Source organism: Rhizobium mayense, from assembly GCF_030272705.1.
In the GTDB taxonomy this organism is placed as follows: domain Bacteria; phylum Pseudomonadota; class Alphaproteobacteria; order Rhizobiales; family Rhizobiaceae; genus Rhizobium; species Rhizobium mayense.
This window is the reverse complement of record NZ_JARFYM010000006.1, coordinates 1-17,389: the sequence shown is the minus strand read 5'-3', so window position 1 is coordinate 17,389 and position 17,389 is coordinate 1. Positions and strand designations below refer to the sequence as shown.

The following is a 17,389-nucleotide window of genomic DNA, read 5'->3' as shown; positions in this document are numbered from 1 at the left end:
GAGGAAACCATGCACATCGCCGCGTTGCTCGCCTTTGCCGCCGTCTCCTTCATCGGTATCGCGACGCCGGGGCCGACAGTGCTCCTGGCATTGACCAATGGTTCGCGTTTCGGCGTACGCCGCGCCTTGGCCGGCATGGTCGGTGCTGTGCTGTCGGATTTCGTGCTGATCGGCGCGGTCGCCATTGGGCTAGGCGCGTTGCTGGCGGCATCGGAATTCTGGTTCTCGGTGCTGAAATGGGCAGGTGCCGCCTATCTCGCTTTCCTCGGCATCATGATGCTGCGTTCGAAGGGGACGATCGACGGCATGCTCAAAGCCAATGCCGGGCAGGTGAGGGGCACGGTCCTTGCCATCGCGACGAAAAGCTTCATGGTGGCAGTGACCAATCCCAAGGGCTACCTGTTCTTCTCGGCCTTCCTGCCGCAGTTCATCAATCCAGCCGCGCCGCAGATGCCGCAATATGCCATCCTTGCGCTGGTCTTTGCGTCGCTCGATTTCGGGATCATGTTCGGCTACGCCGTTTTCGGCTCGCAAGCCGTTCGCTTTCTCAAGACGGAAGGCACGAAATGGCTGGAGCGCGCCTGTGGCGGCGCGCTCCTGGCTTTGGCCGGTTCGCTGGCGCTTTATCGCCGCGCGGCGAATTGACCGTCAGTGGCGGTGCAGCGCCGTCTCGAAGACATCGGTATCGACATTGCCGCCAGATGTGACCGCGATCACCGTGTCGCTGTCGATCTCCTTGCCGTGGAAGAGCGCTGCCGCCAGCGCCACCGCGCCGCCCGGTTCGACGACGATCTTGAGGCGAGTGAAGGCCAGCGCCATGGCGTCGAGTGCTTCCTCGTCGGTCACGACCACGCCGGGACCGCAGAGACGCTTCAAGATCGGAAAGGTGATGTTGCCGGGCTGCGGGGTGATGATGGCGTCGCAGATCGAGCCCTGCAGCGCGGCATTGCGTTCGATCTTGCCGGAGGCGAGCGAGCGGGTGGTGTCGTCAAAGTCCTTCGGTTCGCAGGGGCGGACCTTGAAGCCAGGGGCGCGAGCCTCGAGTGCCAGCGCGATACCGGACGTCAGGCCGCCACCGCCGCAAGGGACGAGTACGGTGGCGGCATCGATGCCCTCTTCGGCCGCCTGTTCGGCGATTTCCAGCCCGGCCGTTCCCTGGCCGGCGATGACCTGCGGTTCGTCGAAAGGCTTGATCAGCGTCAAGCCGCGCTCCTTGGAGATCCGGGCGCCGATCTCGTCGCGATCCTCCTTTATGCGATCGTAAAGCACGACTTCGGCGCCGAAGGCACGCGTGTTGGCTATCTTCAGCTTCGGCGCATCCGTGGGCATGACGATGACGGCGGGAACGCCGTGCAGTTGCGCGGCCAGCGCTACGCCTTGGGCATGATTGCCGGAGGAAAAGGCGATGACGCCCTTGGCGCGCACAGAGGGTTCCAAGGCAGACACGGCCGACCAACCGCCGCGGAATTTGAAGGAACCGGAATGCTGCAGGCATTCCGCCTTCACGAATAGCCGCCGCCCGGCGATTTCATCGAGGAAGGGGGAGGAGAGAAGGGGCGTGCGCCGGGCGCGGCCGCCGAGGCGAGCGCGAGCGGCTTCTATCAATGCAATATCGACCATGGAGGGAACACTCTTCTGCTGCGGAAAGGCTATCCATCCATAAAGCGCCGCGCCCCTCTTTAAAACAACGACTTTGTCCCGGTGACACTTCAACCGACACCCGGCAAGGAAAGGTGGCCGACATCGTAGGCCTGGACACCCGGCCGCAAGATGCTTTTCGGCAGATCGGCACGCAGACGGAAGCGCACTCGGGTCCAACTCGTCGGCTCGAAGGCGGCGACGGAAGCAAGCACTTCGCCGCGTGCGATGTCGCTGGCGGCAGCATCGCTCTCGCGCTCACGAATCTCGGCAAGCGGCGCATAGGGCTCCGTCTGGACGATCTCGCGGGTGGCGAACCGGGCATGGTGGATATCCGGCGAGATTTCCGCGCGCCAGACAACCCATGTCCTCACCCGCGGCCAGCCGAAGCTATCCGTCAGCCCGACAAAGCCGGGGCCGCAGATGAAGTTGCTCAAGCCCTCATCCTTCTCCCAGACATAGAAGGGCGCGTAGAGATTTTCCCGGCTTTCTGTTGCTCCGCCGCCCTTCCGGGCTGTGAGATAGGCCTTGAACTTCAGGCCCGGAAAATTGTCGAGCATGGGCCCCTTGTCGCGAATGCGGCGGTGGATGATCGCCATGTCGTAATCGGCGGGCAGGGTGAAGCTGTATTGCATGGCGATCATGGTCAATCCTCCAGCCAGGTCACAGCACTGCCGTTCTGTGCGGCCTGGATGCTGATGTAGGCGAAAGTGCTGCCCGGCGTTGCGCCATGCCGATGACGCTCGCCGGGCGCAAAGGTGATGCAGTCGCCGGCGCGTAGCTTCACCGGGGCGTCACCATCGCGCTCGGCAAGCCCGACGCCCGAGAGCGCGTAGAGAATCTGGCCATGCGGATGCGTGTGCCAACGGGTCATGGTGCCAGGGTCGAGCGTGCAGCGCGTGGCGGTGAGCCCTCCGTCTTCATCATTTTCGACCAGCATTTCCACCCAAAAGGGCGCGCTGGCGTCAGGCGAACGCTGAGTGGCGCTGCCGGCGCGGTGGATCGGGGGTGCCTGTCGGTCAGTTGTCTGATTCATCGTCGTCAGGCCTGTTCGATCATCTGCGCGATCCCATCCGCGAAGGACCAGTCCTCGCGCATCGTCGTGACGATGTTGATCATGACGTCTTCGGGCCGGATGCCCGGCTCATCCGCAAGCAGCGTGACGAGGCGGCGAAAGAAGGCCTTCTTGACCTCCGTCGAGCGCGGTTTGCCGATGGTAATCTGGAAAAAGACGTAATCGTCCGAGCGCGGGCCGCCGAGATAGGTGCGGTCGAAGATCAGTTCGCCGGGTTCCAACTGATGGATCTCCTGGAAGCGATCCGTGGGCGGCACCTCGAAAGTCTCTACCATTGCGCGATGGAAATTGTCCGAGAGCGTCTTCAGATATTCGGGCGACTTGCCGCGGAGAAGGGAAATACGCGTGAACGGCATGGGAAACTCCTGTCATCTGTCCACTTGACGACCCAACCATGCCACGAGATAATCATTCGGAAAATCAGATAATATTGGATCGATAGTCCCAAAAATATGGATCGTTGACTATGCGGAAAGTTCTCTTCGATCTCGATGTGCTGCGCAGCTTCGTGACAGGCATGGAGCTTGGCAGCTTCGCCAAGGCGGCCGACCGGCTCGGCCGTTCGACATCCGCGATCAGCGCACAGCTCAAGAAGCTGGAGGAACAGGCGGGCACGCCAATCTTCCGCAAGGCCGGGCGCGGGCTGGCGCTGACGGAGGCCGGTGAGACCATGCTTGCCTATGCGCGGCGGTTGCTGGATCTCAACGACGAGGCGGCGACCGCAATCCATGGGGTGGATCTGGAAGGCTGGGTGCGGCTCGGCCTGCAGGAGGATTTCGGCGAGACGCTGCTGCCGGAGGTGCTCGGCCGCTTTGCCCGCGCGCATCCGAAGGTGCGTATCGAGGCGCGCGTGGTTCGCAATGCCGAGCTGATCGAGCGCGTGACATCCGGCAAGATCGATCTGGCGCTCGCCTGGAGTGACGGTTTTCGCACTGCCCACACCGATCGGATCGCCGAAGTGCCGATGCGCTGGGTCGGTCCGGCGCACGGCGCTATTCATTGGCATGCCGATGGCGGCGAGCCGCTACCGCTCGCGTCTTTGGAGGCGCCGTGCCTATTGCGCACGATCGCGACCAAAGTGCTCGATCACGCCGACATCGGCTGGCGTATTTCCTTCGTCAGCCCCAGCCTTGGTGGGCTCTGGGCCGCGACTGCGGCGGGGCTCGGTTTGACGGTGCGCACGCCACTTGGCTTGCCGGATAAGGTGCGGCTGTTGGCGGCGGGCGAAGCAGGCCTCCCGCCGCTGCCGAAGCTCGACCTCGTGCTGCATCGCGCCGAAGCGGAAGCAAATCCGGCGACAGAGCGGTTGGCCTCGATCATGCTGCAAGCCGTGCGGCAAACGGTGGACGCCACGCCGCAGGCGCGAGTGTTTGTCGATGCCCCAAATTATGAACCCGTAACCGCTTGAGGCGAGGCGGGGGCTTCGGTCGATAGCGAGGCTTTCAGGCTGGCGAGGCGGGCTTCCGCCTCCTGGGCAAAGGCCCGGAGGTCGCGTGACTGGCCGGCGAGGTGCTCCATCGCAACGATGACGACATCGGTCGTAATATAGTCCGGCTTGTGGCCGAGATGGCGGATAGTGACGAGCTCGGAGCCGACGATGTCGCGCGCCAGACCGCGTGAATGCAGCTCTTCCATGACGATATCATCGCTGTCGCCGGTGATGATGACGGTTGGCGCGGTGATCTCGCGGTAGCGCGGCGCTTGCGCCGAAACATAGGTGAAGAGATTGGCGACGTCGGCGGCATTGTTGCGAAAGGTTCGTGGCCGCAACACCAATTCCGGTGCTGTCTTTTCGATATAATCGGCGGGCGGCTCATTGGGGCTGAAGACGCCGAGCGTGCCGCTTTCGACGCGCCGCAGACCGATCGGCATTACCAACAGATGGGTGAAGAGCCAGCCGAAGACCGGCATGGCCGCAAGCTTATAGTACCAGTCGATGCCCCCCGGCCAAGGGTGAGTCGCCGGTGAGAGAAAAAGCAGGCCGGTCGTCTTGTCGGGGTGGCGCATGCCGAAAGCTGCGGCGATGGCGCCGCCGAAGGAATGGCCGACGATGATCGCGCTTTTGATGCCGCGCTTCTCCATCAGTTTCGCGATCGCATCAGCCTGGCCGGAGGGCAGGGCGTTCTCCGGGCCGCCACGTTCGGAATAGCCATGGCCGGGCCGATCGACGAACAGCATTTCGGCCCGGCCAGCGAGCGGGTCGGCAAAAGCTTCGAATTGGTCGCGCAGATTGCCGCTTGCGCCGTGGATGAAGACCAGCGGCGGCAGATCGGCGGTGGTCGGGCGCGGCAGATGAAGGGCGTTCATTCGAAAATCGCCGATATCGGTCAGCTCGCCGATATTGGGATAGGCCTGCTCTATGGCGCGCGTTTTGTAGGCCGAAAAACCGGCGCCGACGGCAAGAAGGAAAACAATGGCGAGAAGCAGGGCATCGATCATTGCGGTATGAAGCAGATATTGGGGACCATCAGCCTATCCGACTTTCATGACCTCTTGTCCGTCGCAGGCTTGTCCGCTGTTGACAAACCTCACGTTCGGCTTCCGGCGATTTTTTCGGAAAGGGTATTAACCTGCTCCTGAGCCGCGCGATTGGCCGGATAGATTTCAAGGAAACGTTCCCAGGCCTTCAGCGTCAGCTCGTCGTTGCCGGTTTCGCTCAGGATTGCGGCCATGCCCGCGAGCGCGCCGAAGTGGCGCGGCTCTATTCGAAGCACCTGATTGATGTCCTCCATCGACTTGCGGTAGTCGCCGATGGCGAAGTTCAGCGTCGCCCGTCGATTCCATCCCTCGACATAGTCAGGCTTCAGCGCGATGACCTGATCAAGGAAATCCATGGCGGCGGCATTGCGCTTATCCTGGATGGCTTTGTCGGCCCATTGCATCAGAAGATTGATCGTCGCACTGCCGGAATCGTTCCATTCCATACGGATCTGGTCGGCGATGAGGCTCGCCTGCTCGGGATCGCGTTGGCGCTTCAAAGCTGTGAAGAGATTGTCGATCTGCTGCTTCGGCGACAGGCTGCTGGATGCAGCGTTCGGATCTTTCTTCTCGACGATGTTCGAATCATCCGCCTTGGCGAGATGCGGCGTGACAACGGTCAAAGCAAAGAGAATCGGCAGGGCCAGATATGACAAAGCAAAAATGCGCATGGCTGGCATAGTAGCCCGCCAGTGTCGAAGATCAAAACAATTTTGATGTGATCATCTCAAGCGACCGCTGAACGGTCGACCTGGCCATGGGCCAGGCGCCACGCAAAATCAGCCCTGACGAGCCTTGTAGCGCGGGTTCAGCTTGTTGATGATATAAATGCGGCCCTTGCGGCGGACCAGACGGTTGTCACGGTGACGCGCCTTGAGCGACTTGAGCGAATTCTTGATCTTCATTTTTCTGATCCGCGATGTTTGTGGGGGAATGTCACATTCGCCCAGTGTCTTTAACAATCAAAAGCGCGCTCAGGGCGCGCTCTTTAGGGTGGGCAGCAAATACCCTGTCGCCTGGGTCCTGTCAACCACGTCAGGGGTTTTTTCCCCGCGCCGTTAACGGCGAAGCTGTGTGATATGGCCCATTTTGCGGCCAGGACGCGACTCCGTCTTGCCGTAGAGATGTACCAATACGTCGTCCTGGCTCAGCCAATCGGGAACCGAAAGGATATCATCGCCGATCAGATTCTGCATCACACAGTCGGAATGTCGCGCAGGATTGCCGAGCGGCAGGCCGGCGACGGCGCGGATATGCTGCTCGAATTGAGAGACGACGCAGGCCGCCTCCGTCCAGTGGCCAGAGTTGTGAACGCGCGGCGCCATTTCATTGGCGACCAGGCTGCCGTCGGCAAGCGCGAAGAACTCGATGCCGATGACGCCGACATAGCCGAGCGCTGCCAGAATCTTCTCCGCTGCCACGCGCGCTGCAGCGGCCGTTTCAGCGGAGATGCTGGCGGGGAGGGTAGAGGTGTGGAGGATGCCGTTGCGGTGAATATTTTCCGCCGGATCATAGCAGGCAACAGCACCGTCCAGGGCGCGGGCGGCAATGATGGAAATCTCCCGTTCGAACGCCACGAAGCTTTCGAGAATCAGCGGCACGCTGCCGAGCGCGGCATAGCCGCCTTCTGGGCTGTCGGCGGGCGACCGGTATACGCGCTGGCCTTTTCCGTCATAGCCGAGGCGGCGGGTCTTGAGTACGCCCTGTCCGCCAAAATCGGCAAGCGCAGCATCGAGATCAACCTGGCTGTCGACGGCGTGGAAACGAGCGGTCGGAATACCGCAATCATTGATGAAGCGCTTTTCGGTCAGCCTGTCCTGCGCCATCTCCAGCGCTTTCGGCGGCGGGTAGACGGCAATATCCTTGGCGAGTTTTTCGGCGGCAGCGACCGGTACGTTCTCAAATTCATAAGTGACGAGGTCGCAGCGCTTCGCCAGCTCCGCGAGAGCGGCAGGGTCGTCATAGGCGGCCACGATCTGATCGTTCGCCACCTGCGCAGCCGGGCAATCGGCTTGCGGCTCCAGGATGATCGTACGGAAGTTCAAACGGGCCGCAGCCATGGCCAGCATGCGGCCGAGCTGGCCGCCGCCGATGATGCCGATCGTTTTCGCGGTCATAGGTCGTCCATCGGATATTCAGCGACTGCAGCGCTCTGCCGGGCGCGCCATTCATCCAGCCGCTCGGCGATATCCTCGTCGCCGAGTGCCAGAACGGCGGCGGCAAGAAGGGCGGCATTGATCGCGCCGGCCTTACCGATCGCCAGCGTGCCGACGGGAATGCCTGCCGGCATCTGCACGATGGAAAGAAGACTGTCTTGGCCGGACAGGGCGCGCGATTGCACGGGCACGCCGAAGACCGGCAGCGGCGTCATCGCGGCAGCCATGCCCGGAAGATGGGCGGCGCCGCCCGCACCGGCGATGATCACTTTGAAGCCTTCGTCGCGTGCGCCCTTGGCGAAGTTCACCAGCCGGTCCGGCGTGCGGTGCGCGGAGATGATGCGCGCGTCATAGGCGATCTCCAGCGCTTCCAGCGTGTCTGCGGCATTTTTCATGGTTTCCCAGTCGGACTGGCTGCCCATGATGATGGCGACGGGTGGTCTTTCTGTCATCATCGTCGCGTATTACTCCTCAGGCGATAATGTCGGGGATGATCTGGTCTTCCAGCTTGGTCAGCTTGTCCTTGATGACGAGCTTCTTCTTCTTCATCCGCTGGATGCGAAGGGCATCGCAGCCCGTCTGGATCATGGCGTCGATTGCGGCGTCGTAATCCTCATGTTCCTGACGCAATCGCGCCACGATCAGCCTGATTTCCGCCTGTTCCTGATCGGCCATGCCCATTTCCCCAATGCCTTGCGGAATCGCACGCGTTCCGCCTCATGAATTCCGCAAGCTCCTATCACCAAATGGCGATAACTGGAAGTTATCCTTCATCACGAATTTGCCGCCCGTCGGCCACGTTTTGGCCTTCGACAAGGGTTCAATATTATGGCACACTCACGAGGTTGACACCTAGAGCCCTGGCGATGGATGGCCAGGGATCGCATGAGGAAGGAAGGGTCATATGACTGTTCAAGCTCATCTTGAATCGCTCGAAAAGAAACATGTCGCTCTTGAGGAGGAGCTACATTCTGCACTGACATCTCCCTCTATCAATGATACCAAAATTGCAGACATCAAACGCAGGAAACTGCGCCTTAAAGACGAAATCCAACGTCTAAGATCGTCAGTCCACTGACGCAACGTCTTCCGAGGACAAAGCCGCCGATCGTGGCAAGGAAGACAGGTGGGCCTGGAGGGCCCTGAAACAATTCCCTTGTAAGAGACGGTGACTGCTCCCAGTCGAAACGAATGCGCCAACTTCAAAACGTGAGGAGTGGGGGTTGGCGCACTTTCAGGGAAATATCGCAAAAGCGCGCATCCGTTAAAACGTGCAGGGGCTCTCAGGCCCAGAATTGATCCAGCCACAAATTGAGCTTGTCGAAACCGCGACTGTTGACCGCGTAAATCCGTTTCGTGCCTTCGGTCGTGACGGAAACAAGATTGCTGTCGAGCAATGCTTTAAGGTGCTGCGACACGGCGGGGCGGCTGATTGGCAGGCCCTGCGCCAGTTCGTTGACCGTTTTCGGTGCGCGCCGCAGCTCCTCCAGCAAATAGCGCCGGTTCGGATCCGCGATGGCTGCGAAGGGGTCCATGGTCGACATGCAGAAAAGCTACGTCAAACGCCAAAAAGCGGCAAGTCAATTGTGCGCCGCAATGATGCGTTGTGCAGCCCGCTTTTAAAATATTTCGGTTAGAAACGACTATCGAGCCTGGGCGACGCCGAATAGTGCGCGTTGCAACGGAATGGTTTCAACGCCGTGCCCCTTGTCAGACCGCCCTAACGGATTTACTCACAAACATCGGACGGGTTGCCCAATCCCTGGCGATCGAACCCGTAAACATGGAAACTCGCATGACCGCACCCGAAGATCGCTGCCGCCTCGTTCTCATCGTACCCGATATCGCCGATATGGACGAGCGGGCGAAGATGGTAGCCGATGCGCTGAGGGGCGGGGATGTGGCCTCGGTCATCATCCCGCAATATGGGCTTGATGACGGCACATTTCAGAAGCACGCGGAAAAGCTGGTGCCGGTGGTGCAGGCCGCCGGAGCGGCGGCGCTGATTGCAGGGGACAGCCGTGTCGCGGGCCGTGCCAAGGCCGACGGGTTGCATATTGCCGGCAATCTCGCCGAATTCACCGAGGCGGTCGAGAAGTTCGTGCCGAAGCTGATCGTCGGCGGCGGTAGCGCCACAGACAGGCACAATGCGCTGGAGATCGGCGAGCTGCGGCCCGACTATATCTTCTTTGGCAAGCTCGACGGTGACATCAAGCCAGAGGCGCATCCGAAAAACGTCGCACTCGGCGAATGGTGGGCGTCGATGATCGAGATTCCATGCATCGTCATGGGTGGCACCGATCCGAAATCGGCGCTGGAGGTGGCCTTGTCGGGGGCCGAATTCGTGGCGCTGCGCACCGCTGTTTTTGCCGATCCTTCGGCGGCGCCTTCCATCGTTGCGGAAGTGAATGCGCTTTTGGACGAAAAAGCGCCACGGTTTGAAGATTGATAGCAATCCATGTCGCTCACGCCTCGATTTCGCCACCGTTCCTTTCTTGCTGCGCTCGCCGTTGGGTTGACGGCATTGCCGCTACTGGCCGTGGCGCAATCGAGCAACAACGATACGTCGCTGCCCGGTATCACAACACAACCGGACAAGGGCAGCGGGCCCGCCGACAGCGGGCAGTCCGACGATGTTACGCAGCCCGATGACACCACGGTGCCGAGCGGCAGCGCGCCGGCGCATGACGACAGCGTGATGACGCGGCCATTGAACGCCGAAGCAGGTTCCTTCAAGAGCGAGAAGATCCAGCCGGGCGCCGAGCCGAAGGCGGACGACGGTATCAAGCCCTCGCAAGGTGTGGGCGTCTTCGACCGCATGGGTGCGAAACTGCCCGACCTGCCGCCGGAGAAACCTTTCAAGGGGAAGGTCGACGATGCCTATGGCGCTTTCCAGCGCGGCTATTACCTGACCGCGTTTCAGAAAGCTCTGCCGCGCGCGCAGCTCGGCGATCCCGCGGCCCAGACCCTGCTTGCCGAATTGATGTCGCAAGGCCTGGGCGTCAAGCGCGACACCAAAGACGCTGCCTTCTGGTATGGCAAGGCGGCCGAGGGCGGTGATGCGACCTCGATGTTCAAATATGCGCTGCTCCTGATGGAAGGGCGCGATGTGCCGCGCGACGAGAAGAAGGCGGACGAATGGATGAGGAAGGCGGCCGATGCCGGCCAGGCATCCGCCGAATTCAACTGGGCGCAGAGCCTGACGGCCGACAATCCGGGCATCAAAGGCCTGCAGATGGCGCTTCCATATTATGAGAAGTCGGCTGAGCAGGGCATTGCCGATGCGCAATACGCAGTCTCGCAGCTCTATCTCAATCTGCCGGACCTGCCTGAGGAGAAGAAGGCGCAGGCGCGTGAATGGCTATCGCGCGCCGCAAATGCGGGTTACGACACCGCGCAGCTCGACATGGGCATCTGGCTGATCAACGGTATCGGCGGCAAGCAGGACCTGGAGAACGGATTCAACTGGATGAAAGTCGCCGCCTATCGCGGCAACGTCGTCGCGCAGAACAAGCTGGCGCATCTCTATATCAATGCGCTCGGTACGAAGCAGGATCCGGTTGCTGCAGCCACATGGTACGTCATCTCGCGTCGCGCCGGCCTGAAAGATCCGGAGCTCGAAGATTTCTACCAGGGCATCGAGGACTTTCAGCAGAAGGCTGCCATCGACGCCGCGAACAGATTTCGCAGGGCGCAATAACGCGCCAGAGCGCTGTGCGTTCATTTAAATTCACGAAGACTACTCTGGGCGAAATTCCAATTTCATTAGAATAGAGCATCCGCGAAAAGATCTTCGTCATCCGTCTTGGCCGGCGCGACCGCAGCCGGCGCTGCATTGTCGTCCATGGGGATGATGTCTCGATGGATATTGCGCTCCTGCGCCATCGTGTAGACCTTGAAGATGCGGGCGCTGAGCGGCGCGATGATGTCCTCCAAATCGCCCACGTCGGCTATTTCGCTGCCGGCCATGTCGTCGAGCGTGTCTGCGCAATTTGCCAGGGTCTCGCCGAGGTCCCGCTGGAAGTCGAGTTTGCCGATCGACAGCATGATCTTGTTTGCCACTTCGCGGCCATGTCCCGATAGCGTTTCCAACTCTCCGTCCATGATATTGGCGGCGGCGCGGATGGTGTCGACGGCCGAGATCAGCCTTTCGTCGAGGCGATGGTCCGAAGCCTCCTGGCCCGACGCGACGTGGCCGGCCGCCGTTTCGAGAGAGGCGAGGCCGGAGACTATCGCGTCGGCGGATTCATCGAGTTTTGCGGCGAAGATGCGCAGTTCGGCAGTCACGACGTTGATCGAACGGCCTTCCTCGCCCATGCGGCTGCAGCGCAGATTGGTGTTGAGCGCCATGTAGTGGATATCCGTCTTGACCGCGCGGATGGTCTCGATGCGGTGCAACAGGTTCGAGGCCGTGCCGAGCGTCGATTGGCTGATGCCGTCGGCCTGCACGCGGGCGGTTTCGACTTGTTGGACGATTGCGTGGGCGGCAGAGACGCTCTGTTCCAATGCACGCAGCACATTGCCGTCGTTGCTTCCCTCGGGCTTCATGGCGTCGCGCAGTTTCAGGATTTCCTGGGTGTCATGGCTGAAGCTGGCGATCGTCTTGACGACATTGCCCGACTCCCGCTGGAAGTCCGCGACCATCTCCCGCATCTGCGCCGCCGTCAGGTGATGAATGACATTTGCGAGCCGCCGGCGGGCATCGGCATCGAGCTTGCTCCCTTCGTCGCTCGCGAGAAATTCTTCGAGAAAGGCGAAGGCGCTTTGTACGTGCTCGATGCGCTGTCGGGTGATGTCGCCGATCTGCAGAGCCGAGAGGGTGCTTGCGACCTTGCTTTGGACGCCGCGGGCGATGGCGCCAACCTCGGCGGCGATCACGGCGAGTTCTTTACGGTGAACAGCGATGGTGCGGGCATCCTTTTCCAGCGCCGCGACCACTTGCGGAACATTGCGGTCATAGGCCTTCGCGGTCGTGGCGCCAAAGGTCATGGCGACTTTCAGCTCGCGTTCGAGTGAGCCGAGCTGCTGGGCGAAGGTGTTGACTTCGTCCGTGCCGGAACGGATGCGTTCAAGGATCTCCTCCGCAAAGCCGGCAAATTCGGCAATGCCTGCACCGGTAATCTTCACCGTGACCGCGAAGGTGCGCAGGTAACGCATGGTCTCCTGCATATCGGTGACGTGCGCGTGCAGCTTGGAGCCGGCCTCGGCGAGAACCGCGAAACTCTCCTGGCGCCTGGCCTCGAGGCCGGGCAGGTCGGACAGGCCACTCACCGTCTGCAACAGATCGGCCGTGGTGTCCCTGGCGCCCTCGCTGTCGAGCGCCTTGGTCAACCGGTCTAGGGATGACAGGAGTTGGTTCAGAACCTCCATCACCGACAAGAGAACAGCGCCGCCGTCGAGAAAGCGTTTCTCAACTTCGGTGCGCGCCGTTTCCAGCGTGCGGCTGACATCCATTGCCTGCGGGAATCCCCTTGGGCGATCGATGCGGCGTGCCAGAGCTGTTCCGTTTTTCATGTCTGTCCCTTTACTTGGAGAAAGGCTTGTTTGACTCAACTCTTAAATGTGGGATGGAAAATTCCGGTAAATTCTCCGGACTCGTTAGCGTTGCATCCAGGGCTTTCGCCAGCAGGGTTAAGATTCGCTCACCGAGAAAGTAGTGTTTTAGCCCTCTCGATTTAACTGTATGAATCTCAATCACATTTTTTATCATAAGATTTTTATGGTCATTTATGGCGGGTGAGAATTCACAGCCTCCGAAATGATGAATTTTACAACCTACATTTACTACCTGTTAAGGTTGACATGAGATTCAATAGTTATTGCTCAAGTATTTATTTGTTAGCGGGGCCGGATTTGAAATGTCCGATAAATATTCCGAATCTATTTCTCTGCCAAAAGCCCTGAACATCAGGAATATTTCCGAAATTCACCAAAGTATGACTTTGAAGTTTCGGGACAGCAAAATGTTCGTCCTCGAAGTCGCTGACGGCGCGGAAGCCGATTTGAGCTTCGTTCAGTTGGTCGAGTCAGCGCGGATCGAGGCGAAGGCCTCCGGCAAAACACTTCGCCTTTCTTCTCCGGCCAGCGGTTCTGTTTTGAAAGTCTTGCAGAGGGGTGGGTTCATCGACGCCTTTACGGCAGAGGACGCGCAATTCTGGCTCCACAAAGAGGTACATCCATGAGTGCGAAGATTTTGACTGTCGATGATTCTGCCAGCATCCGTCTGACGACGAAGGTGACGCTTACCAATGCCGGCTACGAGGTCACCGAGGCGGTGAACGGCGCCGAAGGTCTCGACAAGGCCAAGGCCGGACAGTTCGATCTCATCGTGACCGACCTCAACATGCCCGTTATGGACGGGCTGACCATGATCGAAGAGCTGCGCAAGCTTCCGGCTCATATGGGTGTTCCGATTATCTTCCTCACGACGGAATCCGATGCCGATCTCAAGGCGCGCGCCAAGGCGGCCGGTGCCACCGGCTGGCTGACCAAGCCTTTCGATCCGGAAAACCTCGTCAAGATCGTCAGGAAGGTGCTTGGAAGATGAGTTCGACCGATCCTATCGCCGTTTTCCGCACCGAGGCCGCCGAATGCCTGGAGCAGATCGAGGCGGGTCTTCTCGATCTCACGCATCAGCTCGACGACAAGGCTCTGATCGACGCGGTGTTCCGCGGCCTTCATACGCTGAAGGGCTCGGGGTCGATGTTCGGCTTCGATGCGCTCGCTGCTTTCACCCATCATTGCGAAACCGCCTTCGACCGCGTCCGTAAGGGCGAGGCGCCGGCAACGGCCGAACTCGTCGCCGCCGTTCTCGACGCGCGGGATCATATGCGCGCCCTCGTCGACGATCCCAATGGTGACCATGACGCCACCAGCCAGCGCCTTCTGGCGCAGTTGCAGGCGGCAGTCGGCGGCGCTGCGAAGCCGGCGCAGCAGGTGGTTGTCGCGACGACGACTGCGCCTGTCGTGATGGCCAAGCGCAAGACCTGGCGTATCCGCTTTAGCCTGCCGCTAAACGCGATGATCAACGGCACCAATCCGCTGGGCTTGCTGGACGAGCTGCGTGATCTCGGTGAATGCGACGTCCTCGCCAACACATCGGCCATTCCGGCGCTCAGTGCGCTGGTGCCGACGGAGCTTTATCTGTCCTGGGACGTGACGGTCACGACGGAGCAGCCGCGTTCGGCCATCGACGATGTCTTCATTTTCGTGATGGACGACATGCAGCTCGATGTCGAGGAAATCGACGGCAATGCGGTTGTCGCGACGCCGAACGAGGCCGCCGTCTCGATGGTGCCGCCGGCGATGGCGCCCGTCGCGCCGGCCGCCGGCGAGATTCTACCGGTCAAACGGGAAGCGCCGGCACCGGTGGCGCCCGTTGCCGACCAGCGTCAGGCAAAGGCTACGGAAAGCGTTCGCGTTCCGGCAGAGCGCCTCGATGAACTCATGGACCGCGTCGGGGAACTGGTCATCGCGCAATCACGCCTCAGCCAGCTGGCCAGTGCCAGCGCCGATATCGGGCTGAGATCGGTGTCGGAGGAGATCGAGCGCCTGTCCGGCGAGCTGCGCGACACGATGATGGTACTGCGCATGGTGCCGGTGGCGAGCCTTTTCAGTCGCTTCCGCCGCCTGGTGCATGATCTGGCGCGCGAGACCGGCAAGGTCATCGAGCTCGTCACCGAAGGCGAGACGACGGAAGTCGACAAGACCGTCATCGAGCGGCTTGCCGATCCGTTGGTCCATCTGGTGCGCAATTCCATCGACCACGGACTTGAGCCACCGGAAGAACGCCTTGCTACCGGCAAGGCCGAAGCCGGAACTATTACATTGTCGGCCCGGCAATCAGGCGGCGAAGTCATCATCTCGATCAAGGATGACGGTCGCGGCATCAATCGCGAGCGTGTTCGCGCCAAGGCGGAATCGTCCGGACTGATCCAGCCGGGTCAGCAGTTAAGTGATGCCGAGCTGCTGCAGCTCATCTTCGCTCCCGGCTTTTCGACGGCGGCACAGATCACCAATCTCTCCGGACGCGGCGTCGGCATGGATGTGGTGAAGAAGACGGTCGAGGCGCTGCGGGGCGCGATCGATATCGTCAGCCTGCCGGGACAAGGCTCCGATGTCTCGCTGCGCATTCCGCTGACGCTCGCCATAATCGACGGTCTGCTCGTGCGCGTCGGCGCCGGGCGCTATGTCATTCCGCTCTCGGCGGTCGAGGAGTGCCTGGAACTGTCACTCGAAGAGGACCTGCGTTCGCGGGGCCGCAGCTTCATTTCGCTGCGCGACAGCCTAGTGCCGTTCCTGCGGCTGCGGGACGTATTCCACACCGGCACCAAGCCGGATGTGCATCAGAAGGTCGTGGTCATTTCGACCGGCACGGAGCGGGTCGGCCTGGTCGTCGACCAGATCATCGGCGATCATCAGACGGTGATCAAATCCATGTCGAAGCTGCACAATGACGTCGCGCATTTCTCCGGGGCCACGATCCTCGGCGACGGCAGCGTCGCTCTCATTCTCGACGTCGTGCATCTGGTCACGGTCGGCCAGCAACAGGAGGCGCATCTGCGTGCAGCGGGATGAGCGAAGCAGCCATGAAACTCGACAATCTCTGGAATGGCACTCATTGGAATGACGACGGCGAGCTTGAGGTTCTGACCTTCGATCTCAATGGAGAAACTTTCGCCCTCGAGGCGGTCATGGTCCAGGAAATCCTGGATATTCTGCCGGAAACGGCCGTACCCGGCAGCCAGCCCTTCGTGGGCAGCGTCATCAACTTTCGCGGCAAGGTGATCCCCCTTGCCGATCTCCGTCTTGCCTTCGGCATGGAGGCGGCGGAAGCGACTATCGATAGCCGTATCATCGTTATCGAACTCGACCTGCAGGATGAGCCCACGCTCGTGGGTCTGCGGACTGACAAGGTGAATGAAGTCACCACACTTGCAAAGGCTTCCAGCGAAGCACCGCCTAGCGTGGGGATGCGTTGGCGTCCCGACTACATCAACTGCCTGGTCAAGCGCGGAGGGGAATTCATCATTCTCCCCAATCTGCAGGCGATTTTTTCAGCCCGGCAAAACAAGGCGCTTTCCGCCTGATTATTTGCCGACGGCCGAATATCGAGGGAACCAAGACGATGCGTCTAACGATCAAAGCCAAGCTGGTGGGGGCGTTCGCCTTCATCATTCTCATGCTGATAGGCACGGCCGGCTACGGCATCATGAGCCTCAGCTCGTTCAACGATACCATCAGCAATGTGCTGGAAGGCCCGGTCGCGCGTCTGGAGCTCACTCAGCAGGTTAACATCTCCGAACTTGAAGTCATCCGCCAGCAGAAGAACCTGCTCGCCGCGCGCAATGACGATGAAGTCAAAGCGGCGGTTGCCGCCGGCGATGCGGCGCGCAAGGAACTTGCCGATACGTTTGTAGCCGTCGACAAGATCGCAACCGAACAGAGCCGCGCGCACTGGGCCGACGTCCAGTCCATCGCAGCAAGATTCATTCAGGCTGACGATCAGGTTCGTCAACTCCTAAAGGCAGGCGACAAGGAAGGTGCCAACAATATCTCCGTTACCGATGCCCGCAAGGCTGGCAACGATATCGACAATGCTCTCGACGGCATGATCTCGACCGAGAAGCAGCACATGAAGGAAGCCGATGACGGCGCCGACGTCCAGTATGGGAACACTCGTCTGACGATGCTCATCGCCGCCGCCGTAGCGCTGTTGATTGCTGCCGTGACCGCCTATTGGATCGCCAACACGATCAGCAAGGGCCTGGCCCGTGCCAACACCGTGGTTCGCGAAGTTTCCGAGGGCGATCTGACGAAGACCGCTCTGATTACAAATCACGATGAGATCGGCGAACTGCTGGGTAACGTCAACGTCATGATCGAACGTCTGCGTGGCGTCGTTGCCGACGCGCTGGGTGCCGCGGACAACGTTTCCTCGGGCAGCCAGGAGCTTTCGGCAAGTTCGGAGCAGGTGTCGCAGGGTGCGACCGAACAAGCGGCATCGGCTGAAGAGGCTTCGGCTTCGATGGAGCAGATGGCG

22 protein-coding genes are annotated in these 17,389 nt (G+C 60.7%); 10 read left to right on the top strand and 12 right to left on the bottom strand.

Features of this window, described 5'->3' with window-relative positions; translation table 11 throughout:
• Positions 1–9 precede the first annotated feature (9 nt).
• A complete protein-coding gene (locus tag PY649_RS10155) occupies positions 10–645 on the top strand; it encodes a LysE family translocator (protein WP_285868421.1) in 636 nt (211 codons plus the stop codon).
• 3 nt (positions 646–648) lie between these two features.
• Here the strand turns inward: PY649_RS10155 and PY649_RS10150 are convergent, their stop codons facing one another.
• The 4 genes from PY649_RS10150 to PY649_RS10135 form a co-directional block, all read right to left on the bottom strand.
• Complete coding sequence (locus PY649_RS10150; protein WP_285868198.1) at positions 649–1,620, bottom strand: threonine ammonia-lyase; 972 nt, start codon at positions 1,618–1,620, stop codon at positions 649–651.
• Positions 1,621–1,709: 89 nt separating this feature from the next.
• Positions 1,710–2,282, bottom strand: a complete 573-nt coding sequence (locus PY649_RS10145) for a DUF4865 family protein (protein WP_285868197.1) — start codon at positions 2,280–2,282, stop codon at positions 1,710–1,712.
• Between the two features lie 2 nt (positions 2,283–2,284).
• Complete coding sequence (locus PY649_RS10140; protein WP_285868196.1) at positions 2,285–2,674, bottom strand: cupin domain-containing protein; 390 nt, start codon at positions 2,672–2,674, stop codon at positions 2,285–2,287.
• A gap of 5 nt (positions 2,675–2,679) precedes the next feature.
• Positions 2,680–3,069: a tautomerase family protein gene (locus PY649_RS10135; RefSeq protein ID WP_285868195.1), complete on the bottom strand. Its 390-nt coding sequence runs from the start codon at positions 3,067–3,069 to the stop codon at positions 2,680–2,682.
• A gap of 110 nt (positions 3,070–3,179) precedes the next feature.
• On the opposite strand from PY649_RS10135, the gene PY649_RS10130 reads away from it, so the two are divergent.
• A complete protein-coding gene (locus PY649_RS10130) occupies positions 3,180–4,121 on the top strand; it encodes a LysR family transcriptional regulator (RefSeq protein WP_285868194.1) in 942 nt (313 codons plus the stop codon).
• On the opposite strand, the gene PY649_RS10125 is transcribed toward PY649_RS10130, so the two are convergent.
• From PY649_RS10125 to PY649_RS10100, 6 genes are all read right to left on the bottom strand, one after another.
• Positions 4,100–5,152, bottom strand: a complete 1,053-nt coding sequence (locus PY649_RS10125) for an alpha/beta fold hydrolase (RefSeq protein ID WP_285868193.1) — start codon at positions 5,150–5,152, stop codon at positions 4,100–4,102. The genes PY649_RS10130 and PY649_RS10125 overlap by 22 nt on opposite strands.
• A gap of 89 nt (positions 5,153–5,241) precedes the next feature.
• Positions 5,242–5,871, bottom strand: a complete 630-nt coding sequence (locus PY649_RS10120; protein ID WP_285868192.1) for a tetratricopeptide repeat protein — start codon at positions 5,869–5,871, stop codon at positions 5,242–5,244.
• 99 nt (positions 5,872–5,970) lie between these two features.
• Entirely contained in the window at positions 5,971–6,096 is a 126-nt protein-coding gene (gene ykgO / locus PY649_RS10115; RefSeq protein WP_003582204.1) for a type B 50S ribosomal protein L36, read from the bottom strand.
• 153 nt (positions 6,097–6,249) lie between these two features.
• Positions 6,250–7,308: a 5-(carboxyamino)imidazole ribonucleotide synthase gene (locus PY649_RS10110; RefSeq protein ID WP_285868191.1), complete on the bottom strand. Its 1,059-nt coding sequence runs from the start codon at positions 7,306–7,308 to the stop codon at positions 6,250–6,252.
• Positions 7,305–7,799: a 5-(carboxyamino)imidazole ribonucleotide mutase gene (purE, locus tag PY649_RS10105; protein WP_285868420.1), complete on the bottom strand. Its 495-nt coding sequence runs from the start codon at positions 7,797–7,799 to the stop codon at positions 7,305–7,307. The genes PY649_RS10110 and purE overlap by 4 nt, the downstream gene beginning before the upstream one ends.
• Positions 7,800–7,818: 19 nt before the next feature.
• The gene (locus PY649_RS10100; protein WP_028752913.1) at positions 7,819–8,022 is read right to left on the bottom strand and encodes a YdcH family protein; all 204 of its coding nucleotides are present in this window, start codon (positions 8,020–8,022) and stop codon (positions 7,819–7,821) included.
• Positions 8,023–8,251: 229 nt separating this feature from the next.
• Here PY649_RS10100 and PY649_RS10095 point away from each other — a divergent pair, with 229 nt between their 5' ends.
• Positions 8,252–8,425: a YdcH family protein gene (locus tag PY649_RS10095; protein WP_285868189.1), complete on the top strand. Its 174-nt coding sequence runs from the start codon at positions 8,252–8,254 to the stop codon at positions 8,423–8,425.
• A gap of 205 nt (positions 8,426–8,630) precedes the next feature.
• Here the strand turns inward: PY649_RS10095 and PY649_RS10090 are convergent, their stop codons facing one another.
• Positions 8,631–8,891, bottom strand: coding sequence for an ArsR/SmtB family transcription factor (locus tag PY649_RS10090; protein ID WP_107109154.1), 261 nt, complete (start codon positions 8,889–8,891; stop codon positions 8,631–8,633).
• Between the two features lie 251 nt (positions 8,892–9,142).
• Between PY649_RS10090 and PY649_RS10085 the strand changes: the two genes are divergently transcribed.
• The gene (locus tag PY649_RS10085) at positions 9,143–9,796 is read left to right on the top strand and encodes a thiamine phosphate synthase (RefSeq protein WP_285868187.1); all 654 of its coding nucleotides are present in this window, start codon (positions 9,143–9,145) and stop codon (positions 9,794–9,796) included.
• A 9-nt stretch (positions 9,797–9,805) separates the two neighbouring features.
• Complete coding sequence (locus PY649_RS10080; RefSeq protein WP_285868186.1) at positions 9,806–11,047, top strand: tetratricopeptide repeat protein; 1,242 nt, start codon at positions 9,806–9,808, stop codon at positions 11,045–11,047.
• Between the two features lie 65 nt (positions 11,048–11,112).
• Here the strand turns inward: PY649_RS10080 and PY649_RS10075 are convergent, their stop codons facing one another.
• Positions 11,113–12,861 carry a chemotaxis protein gene (locus tag PY649_RS10075; RefSeq protein WP_432761346.1) on the bottom strand — a complete coding sequence of 583 codons (1,749 nt, stop codon included), beginning with the start codon at positions 12,859–12,861 and terminating at the stop codon, positions 11,113–11,115.
• Between the two features lie 344 nt (positions 12,862–13,205).
• Here PY649_RS10075 and PY649_RS10070 point away from each other — a divergent pair, with 344 nt between their 5' ends.
• From PY649_RS10070 to PY649_RS10050, 5 genes are all read left to right on the top strand, one after another.
• Complete coding sequence (locus tag PY649_RS10070; RefSeq protein ID WP_285868185.1) at positions 13,206–13,529, top strand: hypothetical protein; 324 nt, start codon at positions 13,206–13,208, stop codon at positions 13,527–13,529.
• Positions 13,526–13,894: a response regulator gene (locus PY649_RS10065; protein ID WP_120705347.1), complete on the top strand. Its 369-nt coding sequence runs from the start codon at positions 13,526–13,528 to the stop codon at positions 13,892–13,894. Before PY649_RS10070 ends, PY649_RS10065 begins: the two co-directional genes overlap by 4 nt.
• Positions 13,891–15,924 carry a chemotaxis protein CheA gene (locus PY649_RS10060; RefSeq protein ID WP_285868183.1) on the top strand — a complete coding sequence of 678 codons (2,034 nt, stop codon included), beginning with the start codon at positions 13,891–13,893 and terminating at the stop codon, positions 15,922–15,924. The genes PY649_RS10065 and PY649_RS10060 overlap by 4 nt, the downstream gene beginning before the upstream one ends.
• 11 nt (positions 15,925–15,935) lie before the next feature.
• Entirely contained in the window at positions 15,936–16,436 is a 501-nt protein-coding gene (locus PY649_RS10055; protein WP_120706463.1) for a chemotaxis protein CheW, read from the top strand.
• Positions 16,437–16,474: 38 nt separating this feature from the next.
• Positions 16,475–17,389, top strand: a 915-nt coding sequence (locus PY649_RS10050; protein WP_285868182.1) for an MCP four helix bundle domain-containing protein, incomplete at its 3' end; no start/stop codon positions are given.

Bases quoted from the DNA above. Each gene is read 5' to 3' on its own strand.
- PY649_RS10155 (WP_285868421.1), top strand. From the start codon at position 10: ATGCACATCGCCGCGTTGCTCGCCTTTGCCGCCGTCTCCTTCATCGGT.
- PY649_RS10150 (WP_285868198.1), bottom strand. From the start codon at position 1,620: ATGGTCGATATTGCATTGATAGAAGCCGCTCGCGCTCGCCTCGGCGGC.
- PY649_RS10145 (WP_285868197.1), bottom strand. From the start codon at position 2,282: ATGATCGCCATGCAATACAGCTTCACCCTGCCCGCCGATTACGACATG.
- PY649_RS10140 (WP_285868196.1), bottom strand. From the start codon at position 2,674: ATGAATCAGACAACTGACCGACAGGCACCCCCGATCCACCGCGCCGGC.
- PY649_RS10135 (WP_285868195.1), bottom strand. From the start codon at position 3,069: ATGCCGTTCACGCGTATTTCCCTTCTCCGCGGCAAGTCGCCCGAATAT.
- PY649_RS10130 (WP_285868194.1), top strand. From the start codon at position 3,180: ATGCGGAAAGTTCTCTTCGATCTCGATGTGCTGCGCAGCTTCGTGACA.
- PY649_RS10125 (WP_285868193.1), bottom strand. From the start codon at position 5,152: ATGATCGATGCCCTGCTTCTCGCCATTGTTTTCCTTCTTGCCGTCGGC.
- PY649_RS10120 (WP_285868192.1), bottom strand. From the start codon at position 5,871: ATGCCAGCCATGCGCATTTTTGCTTTGTCATATCTGGCCCTGCCGATT.
- ykgO (WP_003582204.1), bottom strand. From the start codon at position 6,096: ATGAAGATCAAGAATTCGCTCAAGTCGCTCAAGGCGCGTCACCGTGAC.
- PY649_RS10110 (WP_285868191.1), bottom strand. From the start codon at position 7,308: ATGACCGCGAAAACGATCGGCATCATCGGCGGCGGCCAGCTCGGCCGC.
- purE (WP_285868420.1), bottom strand. From the start codon at position 7,799: ATGACAGAAAGACCACCCGTCGCCATCATCATGGGCAGCCAGTCCGAC.
- PY649_RS10100 (WP_028752913.1), bottom strand. From the start codon at position 8,022: ATGGCCGATCAGGAACAGGCGGAAATCAGGCTGATCGTGGCGCGATTG.
- PY649_RS10095 (WP_285868189.1), top strand. From the start codon at position 8,252: ATGACTGTTCAAGCTCATCTTGAATCGCTCGAAAAGAAACATGTCGCT.
- PY649_RS10090 (WP_107109154.1), bottom strand. From the start codon at position 8,891: ATGTCGACCATGGACCCCTTCGCAGCCATCGCGGATCCGAACCGGCGC.
- PY649_RS10085 (WP_285868187.1), top strand. From the start codon at position 9,143: ATGACCGCACCCGAAGATCGCTGCCGCCTCGTTCTCATCGTACCCGAT.
- PY649_RS10080 (WP_285868186.1), top strand. From the start codon at position 9,806: ATGTCGCTCACGCCTCGATTTCGCCACCGTTCCTTTCTTGCTGCGCTC.
- PY649_RS10075 (WP_432761346.1), bottom strand. From the start codon at position 12,861: ATGAAAAACGGAACAGCTCTGGCACGCCGCATCGATCGCCCAAGGGGA.
- PY649_RS10070 (WP_285868185.1), top strand. From the start codon at position 13,206: ATGTCCGATAAATATTCCGAATCTATTTCTCTGCCAAAAGCCCTGAAC.
- PY649_RS10065 (WP_120705347.1), top strand. From the start codon at position 13,526: ATGAGTGCGAAGATTTTGACTGTCGATGATTCTGCCAGCATCCGTCTG.
- PY649_RS10060 (WP_285868183.1), top strand. From the start codon at position 13,891: ATGAGTTCGACCGATCCTATCGCCGTTTTCCGCACCGAGGCCGCCGAA.
- PY649_RS10055 (WP_120706463.1), top strand. From the start codon at position 15,936: ATGAAACTCGACAATCTCTGGAATGGCACTCATTGGAATGACGACGGC.